The sequence below is a fragment of the Paenibacillus sp. FSL M7-1455 genome, from assembly GCF_038004655.1.
In the GTDB taxonomy this organism is placed as follows: domain Bacteria; phylum Bacillota; class Bacilli; order Paenibacillales; family Paenibacillaceae; genus Paenibacillus_AQ; species Paenibacillus_AQ cookii.
In genome coordinates this window covers 3139204-3159598 of record NZ_JBBORO010000001.1, presented here as the reverse complement: position 1 = coordinate 3159598, position 20395 = coordinate 3139204, and the positions used below count along the sequence as shown (strand labels likewise).

Sequence of the window (20395 nt, the reverse complement as noted above, 5' to 3'; positions counted from 1 at the left end):
GACCGGGGCCGGCCCTAATCCATGCTGAAAGGAAAGAGAAGCCATGGCAAAAAAACGGTTGCTCGCGGTTCTCGCGGCCATCGTGCTGATCGCGTTCACCCCGTCTCCGCCGCCAGCTGCAGCGGATGAAGCAGTCGCCAAACCAACGGGAAAATCGTTGTATGTAGCCACCAATGGCAGCGACACGAATAATGGATCCAAGAACCACCCGTTTAAAACGCTGGAGAAGGCAAGGGATGCCATCCGGAAGCTGAAAGCGAAAGATGGCCTGCCCGCCGGCGGCGTGACGGTGTATCTGCGTGAAGGGCGGTACGAACGATCAGGCAGCTTTGATTTGAACGAGCAGGACTCCGGCGAAGCCGGGAAGCCGATTAAGTATACGGCTTATCCAGGCGAAAAGGTGACCTTGTCCGGATCGAAACGCATTGAAAAATCCGCCTTCACACCGGTCACCGATCAAGCGATTCTTAACCGGATCATCAGTCCCGAGGCGAAACAAAAAGTGCTGGTGGCCGACTTGGCAGGCCAGGGGATTACCGATTACGGCGAGCAAAGCCGCCACGGCTACTATCTTGCCAACGATCTGAGCAAAGTCCCACCGATGGAGCTGTACGTCAATGGGCAAGGAATGACCTTGGCGAGATGGCCGAACCAAGGGACGGTACAAATGGATGAGATCATCGATCCGGGCCCGACGCGGAAAAATCCGAACGGCGAAGTTCATACGCGCGGAGGAACTTTTTCGTATACGTATGACCGGCCACAGTACTGGACCCAGGCGGACGATATTTGGCTGGACGGAATATTCGGCTACAGCTGGGAATGGTCCTACAACAAAATCGCCTCCATTGACACAGCCGCCAAAACCATCACCCTCCGCTACGGAGAGATGAGCGGCCTGCTCAAAAACTGGTACCCGGATTTTCATTTTGCGCAAAACCTGCTGGAAGAGATCGATATGCCGGGCGAGTATTACATCGACCGCCACGCGGGAAAGCTGTACTTTTTGCCGAACGCCGAATTTACAGCAGCGAATCCGACGATCGAGGTTACGATGCTGAAGACGCCGATGATCAATGCGCTGAACGCTTCGTACATCGACTTTTCCGAGCTGGTCATGGAAGATGGACGCGACTCAGCAGCGGTTATTATGGGCGGCAGCCACGTGCGTATTCTGAACAGCGAGATCCGCAACTTCACGAACAGCGGCGTGCTGGTCAATACGCAAAGCCGGTTCTACTACAATGATTTTCAGGGCGTGCCGGGAACGGATCATGCCATCGTCAGCACGCATATCCACCATATCGGCGGGACGGCGGTCACGCTGACGGGCGGCGACAAAACGACCCTGCAGCCGGGAAACAATGTCGTTGAAAATTCGCACATTCATGATTTTGCTTATTACCATAAAGCTTACAATCCGGGCGTTCTTCTCTCCGGGGTCGGCAACCGCATGGCGCATAACGAGCTGCATGACGCGCCTCATCCCGGCGTGCTGATCTTCGGCAACGACCATGTCGTGGAGTACAACAACATATACGATGTGTGCAAAACCTTCTCGGATCTTGGGGCTATTTACATGAACGCGGGCGAAACACCGCAGCAGCGGGGTACCGTAATCCGCAGAAATTATTTTCACAATATTGGAGAAAGCAAGGCCGGCGTCGAGGGCGTCTATCCCGACAACTTCACCATGGGGCTTCAGATCGACGAAAACATTTTCTACAAAATGGGCAACTCGGCGATTAAAAACAACGGCGGCGCACATATTTTGTCCCGCAACAATATTTTCGTAGACAGTAAAGTTCCGTATGATTACGCAGACATCTACCTTGGGGATCAGCCGGACAATCAAATCCCGAAAAACTACATGCCCAAATGGCAGGCGCTGTTCGCCGCCAACAACGATTTTGTCGGAACGCCTTATTTGACCAAGTATCCAGAGCTGGCCAACTTCTTTACAGAAAACCGTTATTATCCCGATACGAACACGTTCCAGGGCAATGTCATCTACAACCCGACCATTCCACGCAGCACGACGACCAATGCCAATGGAGCGTATGACAAATTCGGGCTGGTTCAGTATGCCAATAACTTCGTTACGACGGAGGATCCGGGCTTTGTGGACCTGGCGAGCGGAGATTTGTCCCTGCGGCCGGATGCGGCCGTATTCAGCGCCATACCTGGCTTTCCCAACATCCCGTTTGGAGAAATCGGCATTAACGGCCGAGCCGGCACCAGCACAGGTCAGGACAGCCATCCTGTACAGGGGGTTGCCGTGTACAATGACGATGTGACGGTCGACCGCTGGAAAACGGTCAAACTGCAAACCGTGGTCCTGCCGTGGAACGCAGATCATCCGGCTCTGTCTTTCACATCCGCCGATCCGGAAATCGCAACGGTCGATAACGCCGGTGTTATTACCGGACAGTCTGTCGGCCAAACCGAGATCACTGTGGCATCTGTGGAAAATCCGCAGTTGATGGCTTCAGTAAATGTAACCGTGGAAGCCGGCGACGGCATTATGGACTTCACCGATTTCGAATCCGGTGCAAATGGATGGCCGGTGGATGCTAACCGGAGCATCGTGAAAGTGGATGAAAACCGCTGGTACAAATTACTTAACGGCGCGTCCGCGCTGAGCAGCAAAAAGTTCTCCGATTATGAGCTGACCTTCAAACTGAAGACGCCGGCGACCATCGGCGAAAACGCAACGCTGTATATTTTCGACCGCCAGGCGGGCAGCGCTTCAAGCCGTATCGGATATAAAACCCGGGCGGACGGAACATCGTCATGGCTGCTCTACAACTCGGCGTGGTCCGTGCTGAAGGAAGTCAAGATGCCTGAGCATGATTTGAAGCCGGGCAAGGAATATGCCATCAAAATGCTCGTCAAGGGCGGCGACATTAGCGTGTACGTGAACGGCGGGTTCCGGCTGAAAGGCACCGATCCGGGACATAACGCGGAGGGTCAGGTCGGGTTCTACGTTAACAACGTCAGCGACATGATGTTCGATGATATCCAGTTCAAAGCGCTGACAACCGATTTGGCCGGCATGATCCCGGCGGATAACCAGGTTCGGCTGGCTGCCGGAGAGAGCAAGCAGCTTCAGCTGACGTTTGATCCCGCGGATACGCCGGATACGGATGTGACCTGGCAATCCGCGAATCCTGCGGTAGCCGAAGTGAACGACACGGGTGTACTGAGCGCCGTGTACGAGGGCGAAACGGTCATCACGGCCGTATCCAAGGTAAACCCGCTGATCAAGGCGGACATCGCGGTCACCGTCTCAAACATCATGCATGAGACCGATTTTGAAACCGGAGGAAACGGCTGGCCTGTCGATCCCAATCGCAGCATTGTAGCCGATCCGGACGGAAACCGCCGCTATAAAATCTTAAACGGCGCCACCGGCCTGCTCGACCGAAGCTTCTCGTCCTACCAGCTTGAATTCAAGCTGAAGACGCCTGCGGTTATGCCAAATGACGGAGTGCTGTACATTTTTGACCGCCAGGACGCCACTGCATCGACGCGAATCGGCTACAAAACAAGGGCCGACGGCACGTCGGCATGGATGCTGTACGACACCGCCTGGCAGAAGATCAAGGAAGAGGCGCTGCCTACGCAAGACCTGCAGCCGGATACGGAATATGACGTCAAGGCGGTCGTCAAAGACGGCGACATCCAGCTCTATGTGAACGGGGAACTGAGGCTGTCCGGCACTGACACGGGACATAAACCTTCCGGCAAAGTCGGCTTTTATGTGAGCGGATTCGATTACATGCTGTTCGACGACATTCGTTTCTCGGTAGTGCCTTAAAGCTTACTGGTGTTTAAGGGTTTCTTCGGCGCTCTCTCCCTGCATGGAGGGGGCGCTTTTACAATTCCAGGTCCGGTGCAGCAATCAAGAGGTTCAATTCAATTCTATTCAAGGACAATACGGTATACCTTTCATGGCAAAATCGTGCTAAATGTGAGCAGCGCGAAATTCAGATAAGCGCGATTCTCAGATACCCAAAGATTTTTAGCATGGCAAAACCAAAACCACCTCAAGGAGGGACAACATGATTCGATGTTTATTTCGAGCCGTCTGGAACGGAGAAGGCAGTCCGCGCTCTTTTTTTCGAGCCCAGGAAAGAGAGCATTCGCTTGCTGATGCGATGGAGCGGCTTCAGGTCGCCAATCTAAGCCTATTTGCCGATCAAGAACAGCTGTTTCTATATTATGAATGTCTGGACACGCCGGTTCTCCCGGAAAGCTTGCTGGCTGAAACCGGAGAGCGGCTGGCTGAATGGCCGGGAGGCGCACCGGGAAGACGTTGGGTACCGATGACTGATATTTTTCATTACCAGCACCCTGTGTCGAATTCGCAGTGGACCCGTGTCCATAAGGAACGCACCCCTTACGGAAGAATCGCTCTGCTAAAGCCGGAGCAAACGGCAAGCTATGTATATTATCACTACCAATACCAGGAGGAAAAGCCGGGGGACGGCGATAAGTACGGCATGATCGGCATGCACGAGAACGTTTTGTTTTTCTACTCGGAGCTGCCGGAGACGCTCACGCCTGCGCCCTATGAGGGCCGGTTGAAAACGTCGTTGAAGCCCGAAAACTGGGCCGAAGTGATGGAGCCCCATTTTATCAAGTGGGAGGGGGCTCCGGACGGGCAGGACATTTGGCGCAAGCTGATGCTTGTGCTAGAGGTACGCTGCCCGGCCGAAAGAAGGGGTGCACAACATGCGTAACTCGCTATGTCTGAACGGAGAGTGGGATTTCATGCCGCTGTACGATCAGCCCCAATCCCGTCAGCTGCCGGAAAATATCGTATACGATCAGCACAAAGTTCAAGTCCCATCCAGCTGGAGAAGAACCTACAAGCAGGGAACCGGCCGGTCGTTCGGGAACATTCCCGAATACGGATATGTTCCGATGGACCTGTACGATTATCCGAAGGAATGGGACGCCGCCGAGGCGGGCGTGCTGCACCGGAGCTTCCGGCTTCCGGACCCCATGGCCGGCCAGCGGATTGTGCTGCGCCTGGACGGCATCATGCAGAAGGCCGTTATCTATTTGGACGGGGAGGAAATCGCCGTATGGGAGGATGGCTACCTGCCGCTCAGGCTGGATATTACGTCCCGGGTGCAGGCGGATCGTGAACACCACCTGCACGTCGTTTGCGGGAGCTTTGACCGGGTGACCCTTCCGTCCGGATCGCAAAAAGTGACCGGCCTTACCGGTTCCTGGTTCGGCACCGTTTGCCGCGGCATTTGGCAGGATGTTTATTTGGAAGGTTATCCGGAATTGTCGCTGGAGGATGTCAGCATCCGCACGTCCGTCCGGAAAGGGAAACTGGAGGTGCATGCAATTGCCGGAGGAGCTTCCACCGAGATGGGGCAGGGTACGGTCCAGATGGAGCACAATTCGCAAGAGATGGAGCAGAATACGGTGCAAATCAGGCTTGTCGTACGGGAGCTTGGCGTGTTGAACGGGAATGAGCATCATGTGGAGCATGCCCAAGCATCCTTGACTCATCCGGCTCCAAATCCGGTTCTTGCAGCGAGTGCAGCGGCCGTTCCCGTTGACGGTGCCGTTATTCAGCTGCCAAGGCTGTGCGAAAACGAGAGGGACGGGGTAGCATACCGTGCCTCCTTCATACTGGATTGGACGGATGCCCATCAGTGGAGTCCGGATTCCCCGTTCCTCTATCGGGCGGAGCTTGAGCTGCTGGTGGATGAGCGGGTCATCGACCGCTGTCATATTACGTTCGGGTTCCGGGAGTTCTGGTGCGAAGGACCGCAGTTTGTCCTGAACGGCATTCCGGTCAATCTGCGCGGAGATTCCTGGCATTTTCAAGGCGGGGTGCAGCAGACGGAAGCCTACATCCGGAACTGGTACCGGATGTGCCGCTCCGTCGGCGTGAACAGCATCCGGCTGCATGCCGAGCCGTACCCTGAGGACTACGTGCGGATCGCCGATGAAGAAGGCATGCTCATCGTGGATGAAACCGCGATATACGGCTCGGGCAAATCGATGCAGTCAGACCATCCGGCTTACCTGGAAAACTGCCGGAACCATGTCCGCCGCCTTGTGCAGCGGGACAAAAACCATCCGTCCGTCATCCTGTGGAGCGTACAGAATGAAATGCGCTGGGTCGACGGGCGTGACGCTTTCAAAACGCATATCCCCGGCCTGATGGCCGCTATCCGCGGGCTGGACCCGACGCGGCCGATTCTTGCTGAAGGAGACAACCGTCTTCTATCGAAAGAAGATACGGAGGTGGAGAGCCGCCATTACAATATCGACGGCACGATCGGCCAGTGGGACCGTGACGTTCCGCTGACGTTCGGCGAGCATGGCGGGTGGTGGTACATCTGCCCGCAGAACAGCAGTATGTATGTCGGACTGCGAGCCTACTGCGGGACGGATGAGAGCACGGCCGGCCTTGCCGAGAAGGAGCGGCTGTTTGTGGAATACGCCCGGCGCCAGGGCGTATCCGGCATTTCGACCTTCAACTTTGCGCATTATTTCATGCGGGCTATGCCTGACCGCGACGTGATTTTACCGCCGGCAGGTCCAGGCGAACTCGGCCAGCCCGGCGTCAAGCCGAAGCGGATCCCCGCCTATTCACTGACCTTGAACAACGGTCTGCTGCCTGAGGAGTATCCGGCTTATTCACCAAATCCGGCCTTTGCTATCATGGCCAGAGCATTCAAGCCGGCCACCATCATCGCGGCCGAATACAATCGCTGTTTTTACGATGATGCGCCGGTTCACCGCAGCTTCGACGTGTACAACGATACACTTGCCGCGCAGGACGTCCGGGTGGAATGCAAGATCAGGCAGGGAGGGAGGCTCGTTCATGAGCAAAGCTTTGACTTCCGCCAAGCTCCGGCTGAGCACCAAATCATCTCGCTGCAATGGACCCCGGAATCTGTGGATGCAGAAGAACGGGCTGAGCTGACCGCGCAACTGATGCATGACGGGCAGCTAGTGCATGAGCTGCGTATCGAATACAGACTGGTTTCCGCCAGGATGCGCAGCGAAGCGGTAGAAGTCGGACGGGAAGCATTCTTTTGGGGTCCGGCCGGCGAGTATGACATGATTCGCCGGATGATCCCTGAATGCGCAGCAATAGAGCGGGAAAGCTTGGCCGGACTGCCGGCGGACAGCTTACTCATCATCGGCACCTACGCCGAGGATGCGGACGGCTGGCTGGAAGCGCAGCTGAAGGCATTCGTGGAACGCGGCGGCCGTCTCATTCTGCTGGAGCAAAACCAGCTGTCGCTCGGCAAGCTGACGCTGTCGCGCAGGCCTTTCATCCGTGCCCATGCTGGCAGCTACAGCCATCCGGTTCTGAAGGGGATCGGCGATGAGGATTTAATGTTCTGGCATGAGGAGCTGCGGGAAGAAGGACCGCTGCCGATCATTCATGCGGCCTTTGAAAAGCCGGTCATCGGCGACTTTACGCTGCTGCTCGAATGCGGTGCAGGCGATTTCGGAGACGGTGGAGACTTGTGGTCGCCGCTGCTGGAATACCGCAGCGGCACAGGCATGTTTATCGCGAGCCAGCTCGATCTGATGGCGAACTTCGCGCGCGTTCCGCAAGCCTGCCTGCTGCTGCGGAACCTGATCGCCTACGCCGGGCGCGTCGATAACGCGGGCGCAGGCGAAACCGCCCGCACGGCCGCGCTGGTGCGCGCCGGCGGAGCGGCCGCAGCTTTCCTCGACAAGCTGCGGCTGAACTACACGGCGCTTGGCGAAGCAGCGCCGCTTCTGGCGCCGGCGGGCGCAGCCGCCGCGCAAGGGGTGCCGGCGCAGGGCATCGCCCCGGCGCCGGACGCAGGCGGGCATGGCCGGCATGCCGCCATGCCGCCCGGGCAGGGCTTCGGCCTGCTGGTGGCCGAAGCCTGCCTGCTTGAGGCGCCGGGCGCGGCCGAGGCCGTCCGGCGCCACGCCGAAGCCGGCGGACGCGTGCTCGTCCTGCCGGCGGAAGCCCCGCAGCAGGCGGCGCTGGCGCGCCTGCTGGACCGCCCCGTGCGGGTGACTCCGCACGAGGCGTATCACTTGGCGGCGGATGACGGCGCCGCCATGCGCGGCATCAGCCCGGTCGACCTGTTCGGCTACGACAAGGTATTCTTGTCGCCGCGAGACGTGGTCAACCGGGTGCTGGCCAGCCACAAAATCGAAGCACCCGGCACGGAGTTGCTGTGCCGCAGCGTCGAAGGCACCGCCTGGAAGGACTACTTCGTGAACGGCTACACGGCGGAGTACAGCCGTTTGGCGCTGGTGGAACTGAATCGCGCTAAAGCCGTGCCCGCAGGGGCATTCGTGATCGAAGCCAAGATTGGCGAGGGAAGCGTGGTATGCTCTCAGCTGCTGCCCGATCCCGGCAGCGACAAGGCGCTGCGCCTGTATTCGCGCCTGCTCGCCAATCTCGGAGCTGCCTTCGATGACGGCTTGCTTACGAGCGAGAAGGGTGATGCACATTGGGCCGTGGAAGCGGTGATGGCCCTGCCTTGTCCGCCGCATGTCGATTACGAAGCGATGAAGGCTTACCACACGGACCCCGAATTTTCGTTGAACAATTTGGGCGAAGGCTTGTACGGATGGATGCAGAAAAAGGAACGGCGCCCGGATGACGGCATGCTTCGCATAGCGGACGCTGGAGATACGCCATGGTTCCTCAGCTGTTTCATCCTGGTGCCCGGGAAGGAAAATGAGATGCGGCAGGGGAAGCTGCGGATCAACACCGAGGCGTGGTTCGAGATTTATATAAACGGGGAAAAGGTCGCGAAGCCTGAGCAGGAAGTCATCCTGAAAGGCGGCCTGAACAGGCTGATCGCCATCGTCCGCGGGAAAGGCGGCGACCTTTTCATGGGCATGGCATTTCTCAATCATGACGGCAGCTATATGCAAGACCTCGAATACCGCATGACGCTGGACGAAGTCGAACCCAAATAAATGCAAACCAAGACCTATGTGCATGACTGATATTCGTGAAGCTTGCTTCCTGACATATCGTTTTAGAGGCGCTCCTAACGGAGCGTCTTTTTAAATTCCGGTCATTATCCCCCCCACCATCCGGCCAGGGATGGTCCAGTTAACAAATCTATGAAACTCTCTTAATACATGGAAAACATCGGCGTGAAAATATAGAGGATGGAACGAGGATTCAAGTGTCTAGACAGAAAAGCTGAGGAGAGAAGACAATTGAAAACTAAAAAAACATGGATTTGCGGCATGTTCGCGGTTGTGATGGCAGCGGGAAGCTTAGCGGGATCTTGCAAGGCACAAGCCGAGACGGGGGCCGGGGAACATACGGTCAAAAACGTCATCATGGTCATTCCGGACGGGATGGGCAACAGCGTTACCGGCTTGACGCGATGGTATCAGGAAGGGAAACCGCTTGAAGCGGATTCCTATGTTGACGGTCTCGTAAGGACCTATGCCGCAAACTCGATCACAACGGATTCGGGCGCGGCGGCTTCGGCTTATGCGACTGGCCATAAAGCAGTAACGGAATCCCTGAGCATTCTCCCGAGGGAAGTCACCATGCCGGGAGTTCCGTCAACGAAAGCAAGCGACGTTAACAAGCCGATGCCTACGCTGCTTGAAGCTGCCAGGCTTGCGGGAAAATCGACAGGGCTTGTCTTCACTTGCACGCTGGATGATGCCACGCCGGATGCTTTCGTAAGCCATGCGATCAGCCGCGACGAATCCGAAAACATCACCAGGCAAATGGCGTACAGCGGCGTGGACGTATTGTTCGGCGGCGGCTCCGCCTTAATGAAACCCGAAGGGAAGGGAGGCGCCCGAAAAGACGGCGTCGATCTGACGAAGGCGCTCAAGGCACAAGGTTATGATTACGTGACAACCAAAGGCGGGATGGATCACTCCAAAGCGAAGAAAATTTGGGGCTTGTTCCAGCCATGGAATTTGGATGCCGATTTCGACCGCAATCCGGAAGAGCAGCCGAGCCTGGCGGAAATGACCTCCAAATCGTTATCGATTTTGTCTTCGAACCCCAACGGATTTTTTCTGATGGTGGAGGCCAGCGACATTGATACTTTTGGCCACGAAAACGATCCGGTAGGCATGGTCAGCGAGACGCTCGCTTATGATCAAGCGATGAAAGTGGCGATGGATTTTGCAAAAAAGGACGGCCGTACAGCCGTTATTTCGATGGCGGATCACAACACGGGCGGCTTGTACCTTACCGCTTACGATTCAGCCAAGCAGTTTGACTCGGTCATGAAAAAAGCCAAGCTGACGAATCATGCGATTCGAAGCAAAATCAACAAAAGCGGATCCAATATGAAGCAAGTGCTGGAGCAGTATTACGGCCTTACCGGACTCACTTCCCGCGAAACCGCGGAGATCAAGCAAGCTTGGAAACAGGAGGACGGGGATTTCTCAGGGGTCATCGGACGCATGCTTGGGGAAAGAGCAGGGATATCTTTTGCAAATGAAGACCATACATCAGAGGATGTCGTTTTATATGCCTACCATCCCGACAACTTTAAGCCGACCGATTTTGCCAAAAGCGGGGTTCTCCAGAACACGGACGTCAATAAATACGTTCAGCATATCATGGGGTTCCATTTGGATGAGTTGAGCAAGAAACAGTATGCCTCCGGTCACGACATTCGCGCCCTTGACGCGACCATAAAATTCGATAAATCCGATAAAGCATTTCCGGTCGCTGTCGTGGAAAAGGGCGGAAAGCAAATCCGTCTCACGGTGGACAAAAACTATGCCGTCGTGAACGGGCAGAAAAAAATGCTGAATTCGACGACGCTTTTGATCGGCAATCGTCTGTGGACCGACCGTAGCGTACTTGAATTGCTAAAATAAAACTTGCGAATCCCCTCATGAACGCGGCGCGAAAATCCAATATCCGGCGCGCTGCCGGGCAGAGGGGATGTTTATGATGTATTTCGGCAGACGGAAATATTTTGTTTCACAGGTCATGTGTCGGAATTTACACCGGAACTGCAGTAACGACAGACGTCCTTCCCGCCGCTTAACGTTGCGGCCCATGTTCCCGGCCTCCCGTGTTGCAGCTGCTTAGCGGCATTAATTCTCCAATCATTCATTTGATACGTATCCCTAATATGATTAATTTGATATTTTTTCAATAATCAACTTAAGGAGGTATTCATGAACAAACAGAGAAAAATAACTTACACTGCGGCGTTTTTAGGAAGCGTGATTCTTTCCATGTTTACACCCTGGTATATCTGTCTCCCTGTCTTAACAGTCGTTATAGCTGCAGATCTTTATTTAACGAGAAAGTCGCTACATAGCTAGGTGTGGAGTAAGAACCCTCCCTTGTATTCGGTAAAAAACAGCAATGTCTTTTTCTTAACCTAACATTTCTGTGGTAGATCTTGCAGGTCCTTAACGCTCACAGACGTTTGGATCTGAAGTATAGAGACAGTTGTTGGAACATATCGCTGCTCCCGGCAGAGGCGTTTGTTTTGAAGAAGGGGCAGCGAATCTCCGATTGTACCGGACCATCATTAAAAGCTGATAAAGGGATTTTTATATACTCTCGGGCTGCAAGGTTGCATGAAAGCACCTTTGCGGCCCATATTTATTTTCATGCGGAATCAGTGCCCCTTGTTTATTTCAGGCATACATGGCCCCCCAGATTCTTTTTTGATAAACCTGGCTGAAAGGACATATTTCCCGCATCGGGTACGGGCAGGCGAATCCGGTCGCAGCGGATATGACCGCGCTGGGACAGCAGCCATTTGATCGGCGCAGGGCTCGGCTCGGAAAGCAAAAATTCAATGAGCGAAAGCAGTTGGTCGAATGCCTGGTGAGATTCCTGAATATGGCCTTCCCGAAACCGGCGCCAAGAGCGTTGGCTTACGCGATGCGCTGTATGGCGGAGGGGCGGAAGCTTCGTCGCTTTGTATAGGGGCCGGTAATTGGATGGGTTGCTTTGCAGCGGAGTCGCCTTGTCCATTATTTGCCATGTGTTATACAATATAAAGTGACAAGATGGCCACAAAAGCGACTGAAGGGAGCAAGGCAGCACATGAACGGCATATTATCCCAATATAAACCGATTATCGCAGGCGAAAGCGCGCCTTCTCCCCGGCGGACTTTGGCTCGGCATTAGACCGCAGCACATCAAGGAAGGCCGCTCGTTTTTTTAATTAAGAAAGCGAAAATAGACCATGCCAATCCACCAAGGCACGGTACGAGATCCGAATCGGCAAGGTTTTCAATGACCGGCCGAGCACCGGAACGAGAGGAGGCACGATCATGGTAAAATCCAATACGACGAACGGCAATGCAGCAAAGGTTTTGGAAGAACGGTTGGTCGGTATTCGCCGCGAGCTGCATCAAGAACCCGAATTATCCAACGAAGAGTTCGAAACGACGCGGAAAATCAAACGATGGTTGCAGGAAGCGGATATTGAAGTGCTGGATCTGCCCGACCTGAAGACGGGCGTGATCGCACAGATCGGAACCGGAAAGGAACCGATCATGGCGCTGCGGGCAGACATTGACGCACTGCCGATCGAGGAGGAAGCGGACGTTCCGTTCCGTTCGAAGTTTGCGGGAAAAATGCATGCGTGCGGCCATGATTTTCATACGACCGTCGCCTTGGGAGCGGCTTATTTGCTAAAGGAAAAAGAACATGAGCTTCAAGGAACGGTTAGGATCGTTTTTCAGCCGGCGGAAGAGACCGGGCATGGTGCCAGGGACGTGATGAATTCGGGTGGACTGGAAGGCGTATCGGTCATCTTCGGACTCCATAATGCCCCGGAACTAGAGGTCGGGGAGTTGGGCAGCTGCGAGGGCGCCATCACCGCGGGCGTCGACCGCTTCGAAATCCTCATTCGCGGAATCGGGGCGCATGCAGCTACGCCCGAAAAAGGAACCGATGCCATCGTCGCCGCTTCCCAAATCGTTATGGCCCTGCAGACGATCAGCAGCCGCCGCGTCAGCGCTTTGGACGCCGTCGTGGTCAGCGTGACCCGCATCTCCGGCGGCAATACTTGGAACGTGCTTCCCGGTACCGTAGAGCTCGAAGGAACGGTCAGAACGCTGGACGTGGAGGTTCAGCAGCGCATTCCGGAGACGATTCGCCAAATAATCGAAGGCATCGGGGCCTCCGCGGGCGTATCGGCGAAGTTGAAATGGTATCCGGGACCGCTCGCCACGATCAATGACGCCTATTGGGCCCGTTTTGCGCTCGATACGGCCAAAGAGTCCGGTTTCATCACCAAGGTGGTGGGACCCAGCATGGGGGGAGAGGATTTTTCCTATTACCTGCAGCAGATTCCGGGCGCATTCGTGAACGTCGGCTCCGGTTCGCCCTATGCGCTGCACCATCCGAAGTTTGAACCGGACGAAGCGGCCCTGTTGCCCGCGGCGAAGTTTTACGAACGTTTGGCCGTACGGTGCTTGAATGAACTGAACGCACGGTGAGCCGCGATGACCGCGGCTTTTTTTATTCTAGCCGTCCCGTGACGGATAAAATCGAATGGAGGAATAAGTTTTTGAGCAAACCCGTTATGAATGTCGCTTTGGTATGCGGCCCCGACAGCGATATGGAAACGCAAGCCATTCGCGCCGCCCTCGAGTGTTTTCAGGCAAGGGTCTTCACTTACTGGATCGGAAGGCCGACCGATTTGATTTCCGTATTATCCGGTGAAGATATCTATTATGGTACCGATATGATCATCCTTAGTTTTCACGGGGATGAGGGGAAACTCCTCATGCCGGAGCTGGGGGAAGACGTATACGAGGATGGGGAGCCGCGCGGCGCTTTCGGCCCGGATGAAGTTATGCGTTATGCAAGGCTGGATGGAAAAACCGTGTTGGGCAACGGATGCACGTTGGGCGACCCGGCATTGGCCGAAGCTTTTTTGGATCGCGGCTGCGATTTCTACATCGGGCCTGATGACTACCCTGACGGAAACGCCGCCCTGATGTTTGTACTGCGGTTTTTCTATGAAATGATCCAAAACGGCAATAGCGTGGCCGAAGCTTTTGGGATCGCGCAATCGATGGATGACGAAACGTCCATGTACCGGCTTTATCCAAGATCAGGGCTGTCATAAACATAATCTGTTTCCGCCTCTCCCGGAGAATTCATGAAATGCCGAAGCGCGCGTAGATTTATCATGGTAGAGCCCACGCGACGTTTTGCCGGTTAATGCGGTTGGTCGGTTGAACCGTGCGGCAATAATGTGGAATTTTGACGGGGAAAAACCATATCGAATCTCTGGGAGGTGCGGCATGAAAATTCATAATGCCATTCGCTGGCAGGACAATGCATACTTGTTCGAATTCCAAGGCGTGCACACGGAGCCGGTCGAATATTTTCACGCCCACGAAGGGTTGGAGATTTTATACGTTCTTGAAGGCGCGGGCAAATACGTCATCAATAATCGGATGTTCCCTTTGAAGCCCTCCACGCTGGTCGTCGTCAAACCTTTTCAAATCCATGAAATTAAAGTGCAGGTTCCCCCGGCTTATATCCGAACCCTTCTGAAAATCAAAAGCTCCGTCATTGAACGCTTCATCCATGCGCTGCCGAATCTTGCATCCGCTTTCCATTCGTTTTTGGAACATAAGCGGGCCTGCCAGGTATTTTATTTGTTGCCGGACCATGCCTCGGACCTTGAAGGGCGGTTTATGCAATTAAAGGAGACGCTGGCCGTCGTGCCGCCAAGCTTCCGGGTGGAGGCTGTGACCTTGTTTTCCTTCCAGTTCTTTGAATATTTCGTTAGCCGGATCTACACGGCCGGCCCAAGCGTTTTCCTCCAGGAAGGAGGAGCCCCCGGCCCGGAAGAGCTGGTCGGCCTGATCGCAAAATGGATCGACAAGCGTTACAACCTTCCGTTTACGCTAAACGATATGGCAGCCGAACTGCATTTCTCCGCGAATTATTTATCGAGGACGTTCAAAGAGCGGATGGGGATCAGCATCACCGCCTTCACGAACGATAAGCGCCTCGAGGAGGCCAGAATGCTTCTGGCCATCCCATCCTTGACCATCGAAGAAATTGGCAGGATGACCGGCTTCAATTACCCGTCCTATTTTATCTCCTTATTCAAAACCAAATACGGCGAAACCCCGCACAGGTACCGGATGCGGATGAAAAAATGATATTTTTGGACCGTTTTCTGTTATTGGGGCCGATTTATAATTAAAGCGCTTAAACAAGTAAAAACGGTGAAGGAGTTGATGCTTCTTTTTTATGCAGGCTGGGAAATCCATGAAGTCCGTTCGCATGATGGAAGTCGGTTGATTCGAAGAATGGGAGGTTGGTTCATGATGACGCGCTCTCCGATTAGGTTTGGCATGGTATTTTTATTCTGTTTCGCCCTGGTTTGGGCCTTCTATCCGGGCGGCATGGCGCAGGCGGCAACGAAATCCGTACCGGCGGGAGACGTCGCGACCTTGCGGAGTTACTTGTCCAGCGCAAGCCCCGGCGATGTCATCGAAGTAACGGGAACCTACAACGTGTCCAATGGGACCATTGCGACCTCGGTAAACGGGGCGGCGGGCCAATACATCACGATCCGCGGGACGGGCGGCGGCGCCACGTTCAAATTTACCGGTTCGGCCGGCAACGCGGCATTCCATATCAAAAACAATTATTACAAGCTGGAAAACGTGACGATCGACTCCAACTCCCAATCCAACAAAGGGTTGTTGATCGAGGCATCGCATGGATTCGTGACCAACGTGACCGTCAAAAACACCAAAGGGGAAGGGTTCAAAATCCGCAAAAACAGCCAGTATTGGCTCATCTCGGACAGTACGGCACAGGGGACGGGAACGGGCGGCAAATTCGGGGAAGGTTTTTACGTCGGAGACGCCGATCAAAACTGGACGACAAGCCCGAATCCGGACCAAAGCGGGTATATCACGTTTTTGAATTGCAATGCGATTCGTACGGTCAACGACGGTTTCGATTTCAAGGAAGGCACGCATCACATCAAGGTGATCGGGGCCAATATCGATTTCCAGAACACCGTTCCCGAGTCGTCGGTTGGAAACAACGGTTTTTACATTCGAACCAATCAGGTGCAAATCATCAATTCCACGGTCCAGAACAACGCGTCCACCGGGCAGGCTTTCAAAACGAATAAAATGACGGCTTCGGACGGCGTATCTTACGGCAGCAATTTGGAGCTTAAGGGCGTTAACGCATCCAATATTTCAGGCGCTATGATTTATACGAACTTCACCTCCAACAAGCTCTATACCGATTACACGATGACGGGCGTGGCCGGCGGGCTCTATGCATCCGGTTCCAAAACCGCGTCGACTGCCGCGCCTTCCACTTTCGTCGAAATGACATGGTCAGGCGAAGGCGGAGATCCGCTATTGTAACGTTGTTGATGTGAAAAAAAGCCTCAGGCATGATGCCTGGGGCTTTTCGCCGAACCGGTGAAGGCGCTCCCTTAATGGTCCTTGTTATTCGTTCCAAAATGGGCCTCTCCGTTGTGCTTGCTGTGGGAAATATACAATCGCAAACCCGAAACCTTGTTTTGGATCATTTTATTTAAAACAGAACGGATTCGGTTCGATTCGGTTCCGGCCGCTTCGGCAATGAGTTTGGCGTATGGGGCAAGAGGAGCTTGGTCTGTCCAGGTTTTCTCTTGCTCTAGCTTGTTTATGATGTCTCCGATCGAAGCCGGGTCGATCCGCAATCCGGTCATCTTTTCGATTTGCGATTCATCAAGGGCCACGATCGTTTTATAACCGTCATGATAAACAACGGAAAAAGCCGTGTCATCTTCGGCCGTACCGGAAGGAGCCGCCGGCATGGCGGAACCATCGTCGGAGGCGGCAGGGCGGTCCGTTTTTGCGGAAGCGGCTGCGGTTGAATCATGCTGATCCGCGGCAGGCACATTGGATGGCTGAACCGTCTCCGGAGGATTGGCGCCTTGAAGAGCCGCCGAATTGCCTTTGTCGGCATGACTGCCGGAAATGCTCGGGGACGCCTTTGTGGAAAGCTCCGGCCCGGAGCCGCATGCTTGAAGGATTGAGGCGCTTACAATCAGGGCTGCCATCAATAGAACGTATTTTTTCATCTCAGTCTACAACCTCCCCATATTCGAATCCTGGTACAAAATCCTCCCAGATCCTGAACGCTGGGCTTGTTGTCGTCACTGTTGGATTGTACGGCTCAAAGGATCCATGGCTCATTTAGGCATTCTAAGTTAGCCTACCATAGATTCCGATATAGGGACATGATGCAAAACATTAGTTTTGGTTAGGTTTTTCATATACATAGACATTCGTTATCCATGATTTTGAGCCCATGCGCCATACGGTTTGCAACGGAATAACAGCCAGGCGGGACCAGAGAGGGACCAGGGAAGGACGGTCATAACCGATTCCGGAAAAAGTGCACATAAGATGTGAGCTTTTGGAGATGATAAACAGGTTCAATGATATCGAGAAGGGAAGTTCGTTATGGCTCGAGGAAACAGCTCCGATACAAAAGAAAAAAAGCTGAAATGGTGGCAACTGTCGCTTTTGGGGGTCGCATGCACCGTAGGGACGGGGTTTTTCCTGGGCTCCCATATTGCCATCCAAATCGGCGGGCCCTCGGCAGTCATTGCATACGCATTAGCGGCTTTTGGGGCCTTTTTGGTGTACGACAAACTGTCCCAAATGACGGCGGAAGACCCGATGGAAGGTTCTTTTCGTTCTTATGCCAAAAAAGCTTTCGGGCGTTGGGCGGGATTCGGCAGCGGTTGGGTCTATTGGTCGTCCGAGCTGCTCATTATGGGAAGCCAATTAACGGCGCTTGCTTTGTTCTCGCGGTTTTGGTTTCCCCAGGTGCCGATGTGGTGCTTCGCGGCCGGGTACGGCATATTGGGGCTTGTGATCATTTTTATCGGAACCAAAGGTTTTGAGCGGATGGAGAGCATTTTCGCGGTCATGAAGATCGCGGCCATATTCATGTTCCTGGTGATCGCCGTTCTCGCGGTAACGGGAGCGTTCAAAACCGCCGCCCATGGTCCTGCGTTTCCCAGAGACTGGCTTCCCAATGGTTTTGTCGGCTTTTGTGCGGCACTCATTTTTGCGTTTTACGGCTATGGCGGTCTGGAAGCTCTCGGGCTGATGACGATGCGGCTTCAGGATCCCAAGGAAGCGCCGAAGGCCGGCAAAGTCATGCTTTTGCTGTTGGCGTCCATTTACGTGGTCTCGATCGGACTGGCCTTGATCCTTGAGCCATGGAAATCGTATGCCGCCGAGGAAAGCCCGTTTGTCGTGGCCCTCGTCGACTATAAACTCGCGTTTGTTCCGCATGTATTCAACGCCGTGCTTATCATTGCCGGTTTCTCGACCATGACGGCTTCTTTGTTCGCGGTGACCACCATGATCGTGACGCTTGCAAGCGACGGCGATGCGCCGAGGTTTTTCGTCAAGGGGAAGAAAAAGGAAGGGAAAAAGCCCCTGCCAGCCATCGGATTAACGGCCGCCGGCCTGTTAGCCTCCGTCGTATTCGCTCTTTTGATGCCCAAAAAAGTTTACGAATACATCACGACGGCGGCAGGGCTGATGCTGCTGTATAACTGGCTGTTCATTTTGCTGACGTCCGGGAAGCTGCTCAAGCTCACCGGTTGGGGCAAAATCAAACGTTACATCGGCATGGCGCTGATCGGCTTCACGCTGGTCGGCACGCTCTTTCACAAAATCAGCCGCCCCGGCTTTTTTATCAGCCTCGGGTTTATCGTTGTCATTGGAAGCGTCACGCTGATCATGCGCCATTTCTGGAACAAAGCCGATGGGCCCGACAAGGATGCGTCCGAAGAAGGAACCGAGAACATTTTCGACGTTAGCGGAAGAACAAAATACGGCATGCCTCGTAGCCGAAATAAAGGCCGAATCCGATGAGCGACAACCCCGAGATGACCGATATGCCTTTGATGAGGCGTTCGGTGAGCATCCGCCTGAACATGCTGGCCGCCAGGGCCATCGCCACGTCCCACAGCATGATGCCGGCCATGATGGCGCAGCTGTAGAGCAGCACTCCTTTGGCATCGTATTTGGCGATCATGTCCGCCAGAACGGATCCGTATATTCCCATCCAGAACAGGATGGAGAGGGGGGTGGAGATGGACATCACGAAGCCGGCGCTGAACGATTTGACATGCGATTCGCTGCCGCCGCGGGTTTCCATCCCCGTTTTTCCCGCCGCGATCAGGCTTTCCACTCCGATATAGGTCAGGATAAAAAAGCCGAAAAGCAGGAGAAAGGTTTTCATGAACGGGATATTCAGAAAATGAATAAAACCGAAGTACACGAGCAGCATAAAAATGCCGTCGGCGGCCATGGCGCCGAGCCCAACGAGCCAGGCATGCAAAAAACCTCCCTTGAGTCCCCGGTCCATCTGTGCGGCATTGACGGGTCCAATCGGGGCAGCCAGCGAAAGTCCAAGCAGGAAATGGCTTATCCATATGTTCAAGATTCGGTAACCCCCTTATTCAAATCCTCTTTATTTATCCTATGAAGGGGAACCTCTTGTACTACTAAAAAAATGATTTTCGACATAAAAACATCCGATTTCCCGACTTGTTTTAGGGAGGCGATCGTTTGATAAATAAGGCACAGGCAGTCGATCTGATATGCTCCCATCATAGTAGACAGTAGAAAAAATAAAAACTTCTACTACTGCAATGATGGGAGTATTTCTATGTCTAAAAGAAGTTCAACTTCAACTGAAACGAAACTGCATGCCATACAGCGATGCCTGGAGCACAGGTCAAATCCAAACTATGAAGCGAGACAACTAGGGGTTAGTTCCCACACAGTTAGAGAGTGGATAAGAAAATACAGAGCAGATGGTTTGGATGGATTGGGGGAATCGAGAACATGGAAAACGTATTCAAGGGAATTGAAAATTGCTGCTGTTCAGGATGTGTTATTTGGACATTGCTCCCTTGAAGAGGCGACAAGGAAGCATCGTATTTCCAGCAACAGTGTGTTGCGGAAATGGATTAACAAGTATACTAAGGAGATAGAATTAAAACCTACTCTTAAAGGAAGAGGACTATCTCAAATGAACAAAGGACGTAAAACAACTTACGAGGAACGTATTGAAATTGCGCAATATACAATCGCTAATGGTTTGGATTATCAGAAAGCCATCGAAAAGTACGGTGTATCTTATCAGCAAGTGTATGCCTGGGTTCGGAAGTATCAAGCAGGCAGTGAAGATGCTCTTAAGGACAATCGCGGTCGAAAGAAGCCTGTAGAGGAACTGGATGAGCATGAACGTCTCAAGCTGCGGATCAAGGAATTAGAAGCTCGAAACGAATACCTGGAGATGGAGAATGCCTTCGCAAAAAAGTTGGCGGAGATCAAGCGACGAAATACACGCTAACCCTTGTTCGACAAGTAA

General features: G+C 53.9%; 13 protein-coding genes. 10 read left to right on the top strand and 3 right to left on the bottom strand.

Features of this window, described 5'->3' with window-relative positions; genetic code table 11:
• The first annotated feature begins 43 nt into the window (after nucleotides 1-43).
• The 4 genes from NYE48_RS14570 to NYE48_RS14555 all read left to right on the top strand — a co-directional run bounded on the left by NYE48_RS14570 (nucleotide 44) and on the right by NYE48_RS14555 (nucleotide 10854).
• Nucleotides 44-3820, top strand: coding sequence for an Ig-like domain-containing protein (locus NYE48_RS14570; RefSeq protein ID WP_340999172.1), 3777 nt, complete (start codon nucleotides 44-46; stop codon nucleotides 3818-3820).
• A gap of 244 nt (nucleotides 3821-4064) precedes the next feature.
• Entirely contained in the window at nucleotides 4065-4745 is a 681-nt protein-coding gene (locus NYE48_RS14565) for a hypothetical protein (protein ID WP_116230536.1), read from the top strand.
• Nucleotides 4738-8961 (top strand): glycoside hydrolase family 2 protein, encoded by a 4224-nt coding sequence (locus NYE48_RS14560; protein WP_340999171.1) that lies wholly within the window; start codon nucleotides 4738-4740, stop codon nucleotides 8959-8961. Before NYE48_RS14565 ends, NYE48_RS14560 begins: the two co-directional genes overlap by 8 nt.
• Nucleotides 8962-9210: 249 nt before the next feature.
• Entirely contained in the window at nucleotides 9211-10854 is a 1644-nt protein-coding gene (locus NYE48_RS14555; RefSeq protein ID WP_340999170.1) for an alkaline phosphatase, read from the top strand.
• Nucleotides 10855-11626: 772 nt separating this feature from the next.
• On the opposite strand, the gene NYE48_RS14550 is transcribed toward NYE48_RS14555, so the two are convergent.
• Nucleotides 11627-11974 (bottom strand): dihydrodipicolinate synthase family protein, encoded by a 348-nt coding sequence (locus NYE48_RS14550; RefSeq protein WP_340999169.1) that lies wholly within the window; start codon nucleotides 11972-11974, stop codon nucleotides 11627-11629.
• 302 nt (nucleotides 11975-12276) lie between these two features.
• On the opposite strand from NYE48_RS14550, the gene NYE48_RS14545 reads away from it, so the two are divergent.
• The 4 genes from NYE48_RS14545 (at nucleotide 12277) to NYE48_RS14530 (ending at nucleotide 16368) form a co-directional block, all read left to right on the top strand.
• On the top strand, nucleotides 12277-13449 hold the full coding sequence (locus NYE48_RS14545) for an amidohydrolase (protein WP_340999168.1): 1173 nt from the start codon (nucleotides 12277-12279) through the stop codon (nucleotides 13447-13449).
• Between the two features lie 71 nt (nucleotides 13450-13520).
• Complete coding sequence (locus NYE48_RS14540) at nucleotides 13521-14084, top strand: delta-aminolevulinic acid dehydratase (RefSeq protein ID WP_340999167.1); 564 nt, start codon at nucleotides 13521-13523, stop codon at nucleotides 14082-14084.
• 178 nt (nucleotides 14085-14262) lie between these two features.
• A complete protein-coding gene (locus tag NYE48_RS14535) occupies nucleotides 14263-15135 on the top strand; it encodes an AraC family transcriptional regulator (RefSeq protein ID WP_340999166.1) in 873 nt (290 codons plus the stop codon).
• A gap of 165 nt (nucleotides 15136-15300) precedes the next feature.
• Complete coding sequence (locus NYE48_RS14530) at nucleotides 15301-16368, top strand: hypothetical protein (RefSeq protein ID WP_246537057.1); 1068 nt, start codon at nucleotides 15301-15303, stop codon at nucleotides 16366-16368.
• Between the two features lie 71 nt (nucleotides 16369-16439).
• Here NYE48_RS14530 and NYE48_RS14525 read toward each other — a convergent pair whose 3' ends face one another.
• Nucleotides 16440-17072 (bottom strand): hypothetical protein, encoded by a 633-nt coding sequence (locus tag NYE48_RS14525; protein ID WP_340999165.1) that lies wholly within the window; start codon nucleotides 17070-17072, stop codon nucleotides 16440-16442.
• Between the two features lie 385 nt (nucleotides 17073-17457).
• Here NYE48_RS14525 and NYE48_RS14520 point away from each other — a divergent pair, with 385 nt between their 5' ends.
• Nucleotides 17458-18888, top strand: coding sequence for an amino acid permease (locus NYE48_RS14520; RefSeq protein ID WP_340999164.1), 1431 nt, complete (start codon nucleotides 17458-17460; stop codon nucleotides 18886-18888).
• Here the strand turns inward: NYE48_RS14520 and NYE48_RS14515 are convergent.
• Complete coding sequence (locus NYE48_RS14515; RefSeq protein ID WP_340999163.1) at nucleotides 18830-19459, bottom strand: LysE family transporter; 630 nt, start codon at nucleotides 19457-19459, stop codon at nucleotides 18830-18832. The genes NYE48_RS14520 and NYE48_RS14515 overlap by 59 nt on opposite strands.
• Nucleotides 19460-19687: 228 nt before the next feature.
• Here NYE48_RS14515 and NYE48_RS14510 point away from each other — a divergent pair, with 228 nt between their 5' ends.
• Nucleotides 19688-20377 (top strand): helix-turn-helix domain-containing protein, encoded by a 690-nt coding sequence (locus NYE48_RS14510; RefSeq protein WP_340997487.1) that lies wholly within the window; start codon nucleotides 19688-19690, stop codon nucleotides 20375-20377.
• Nucleotides 20378-20395 lie beyond the last annotated feature (18 nt).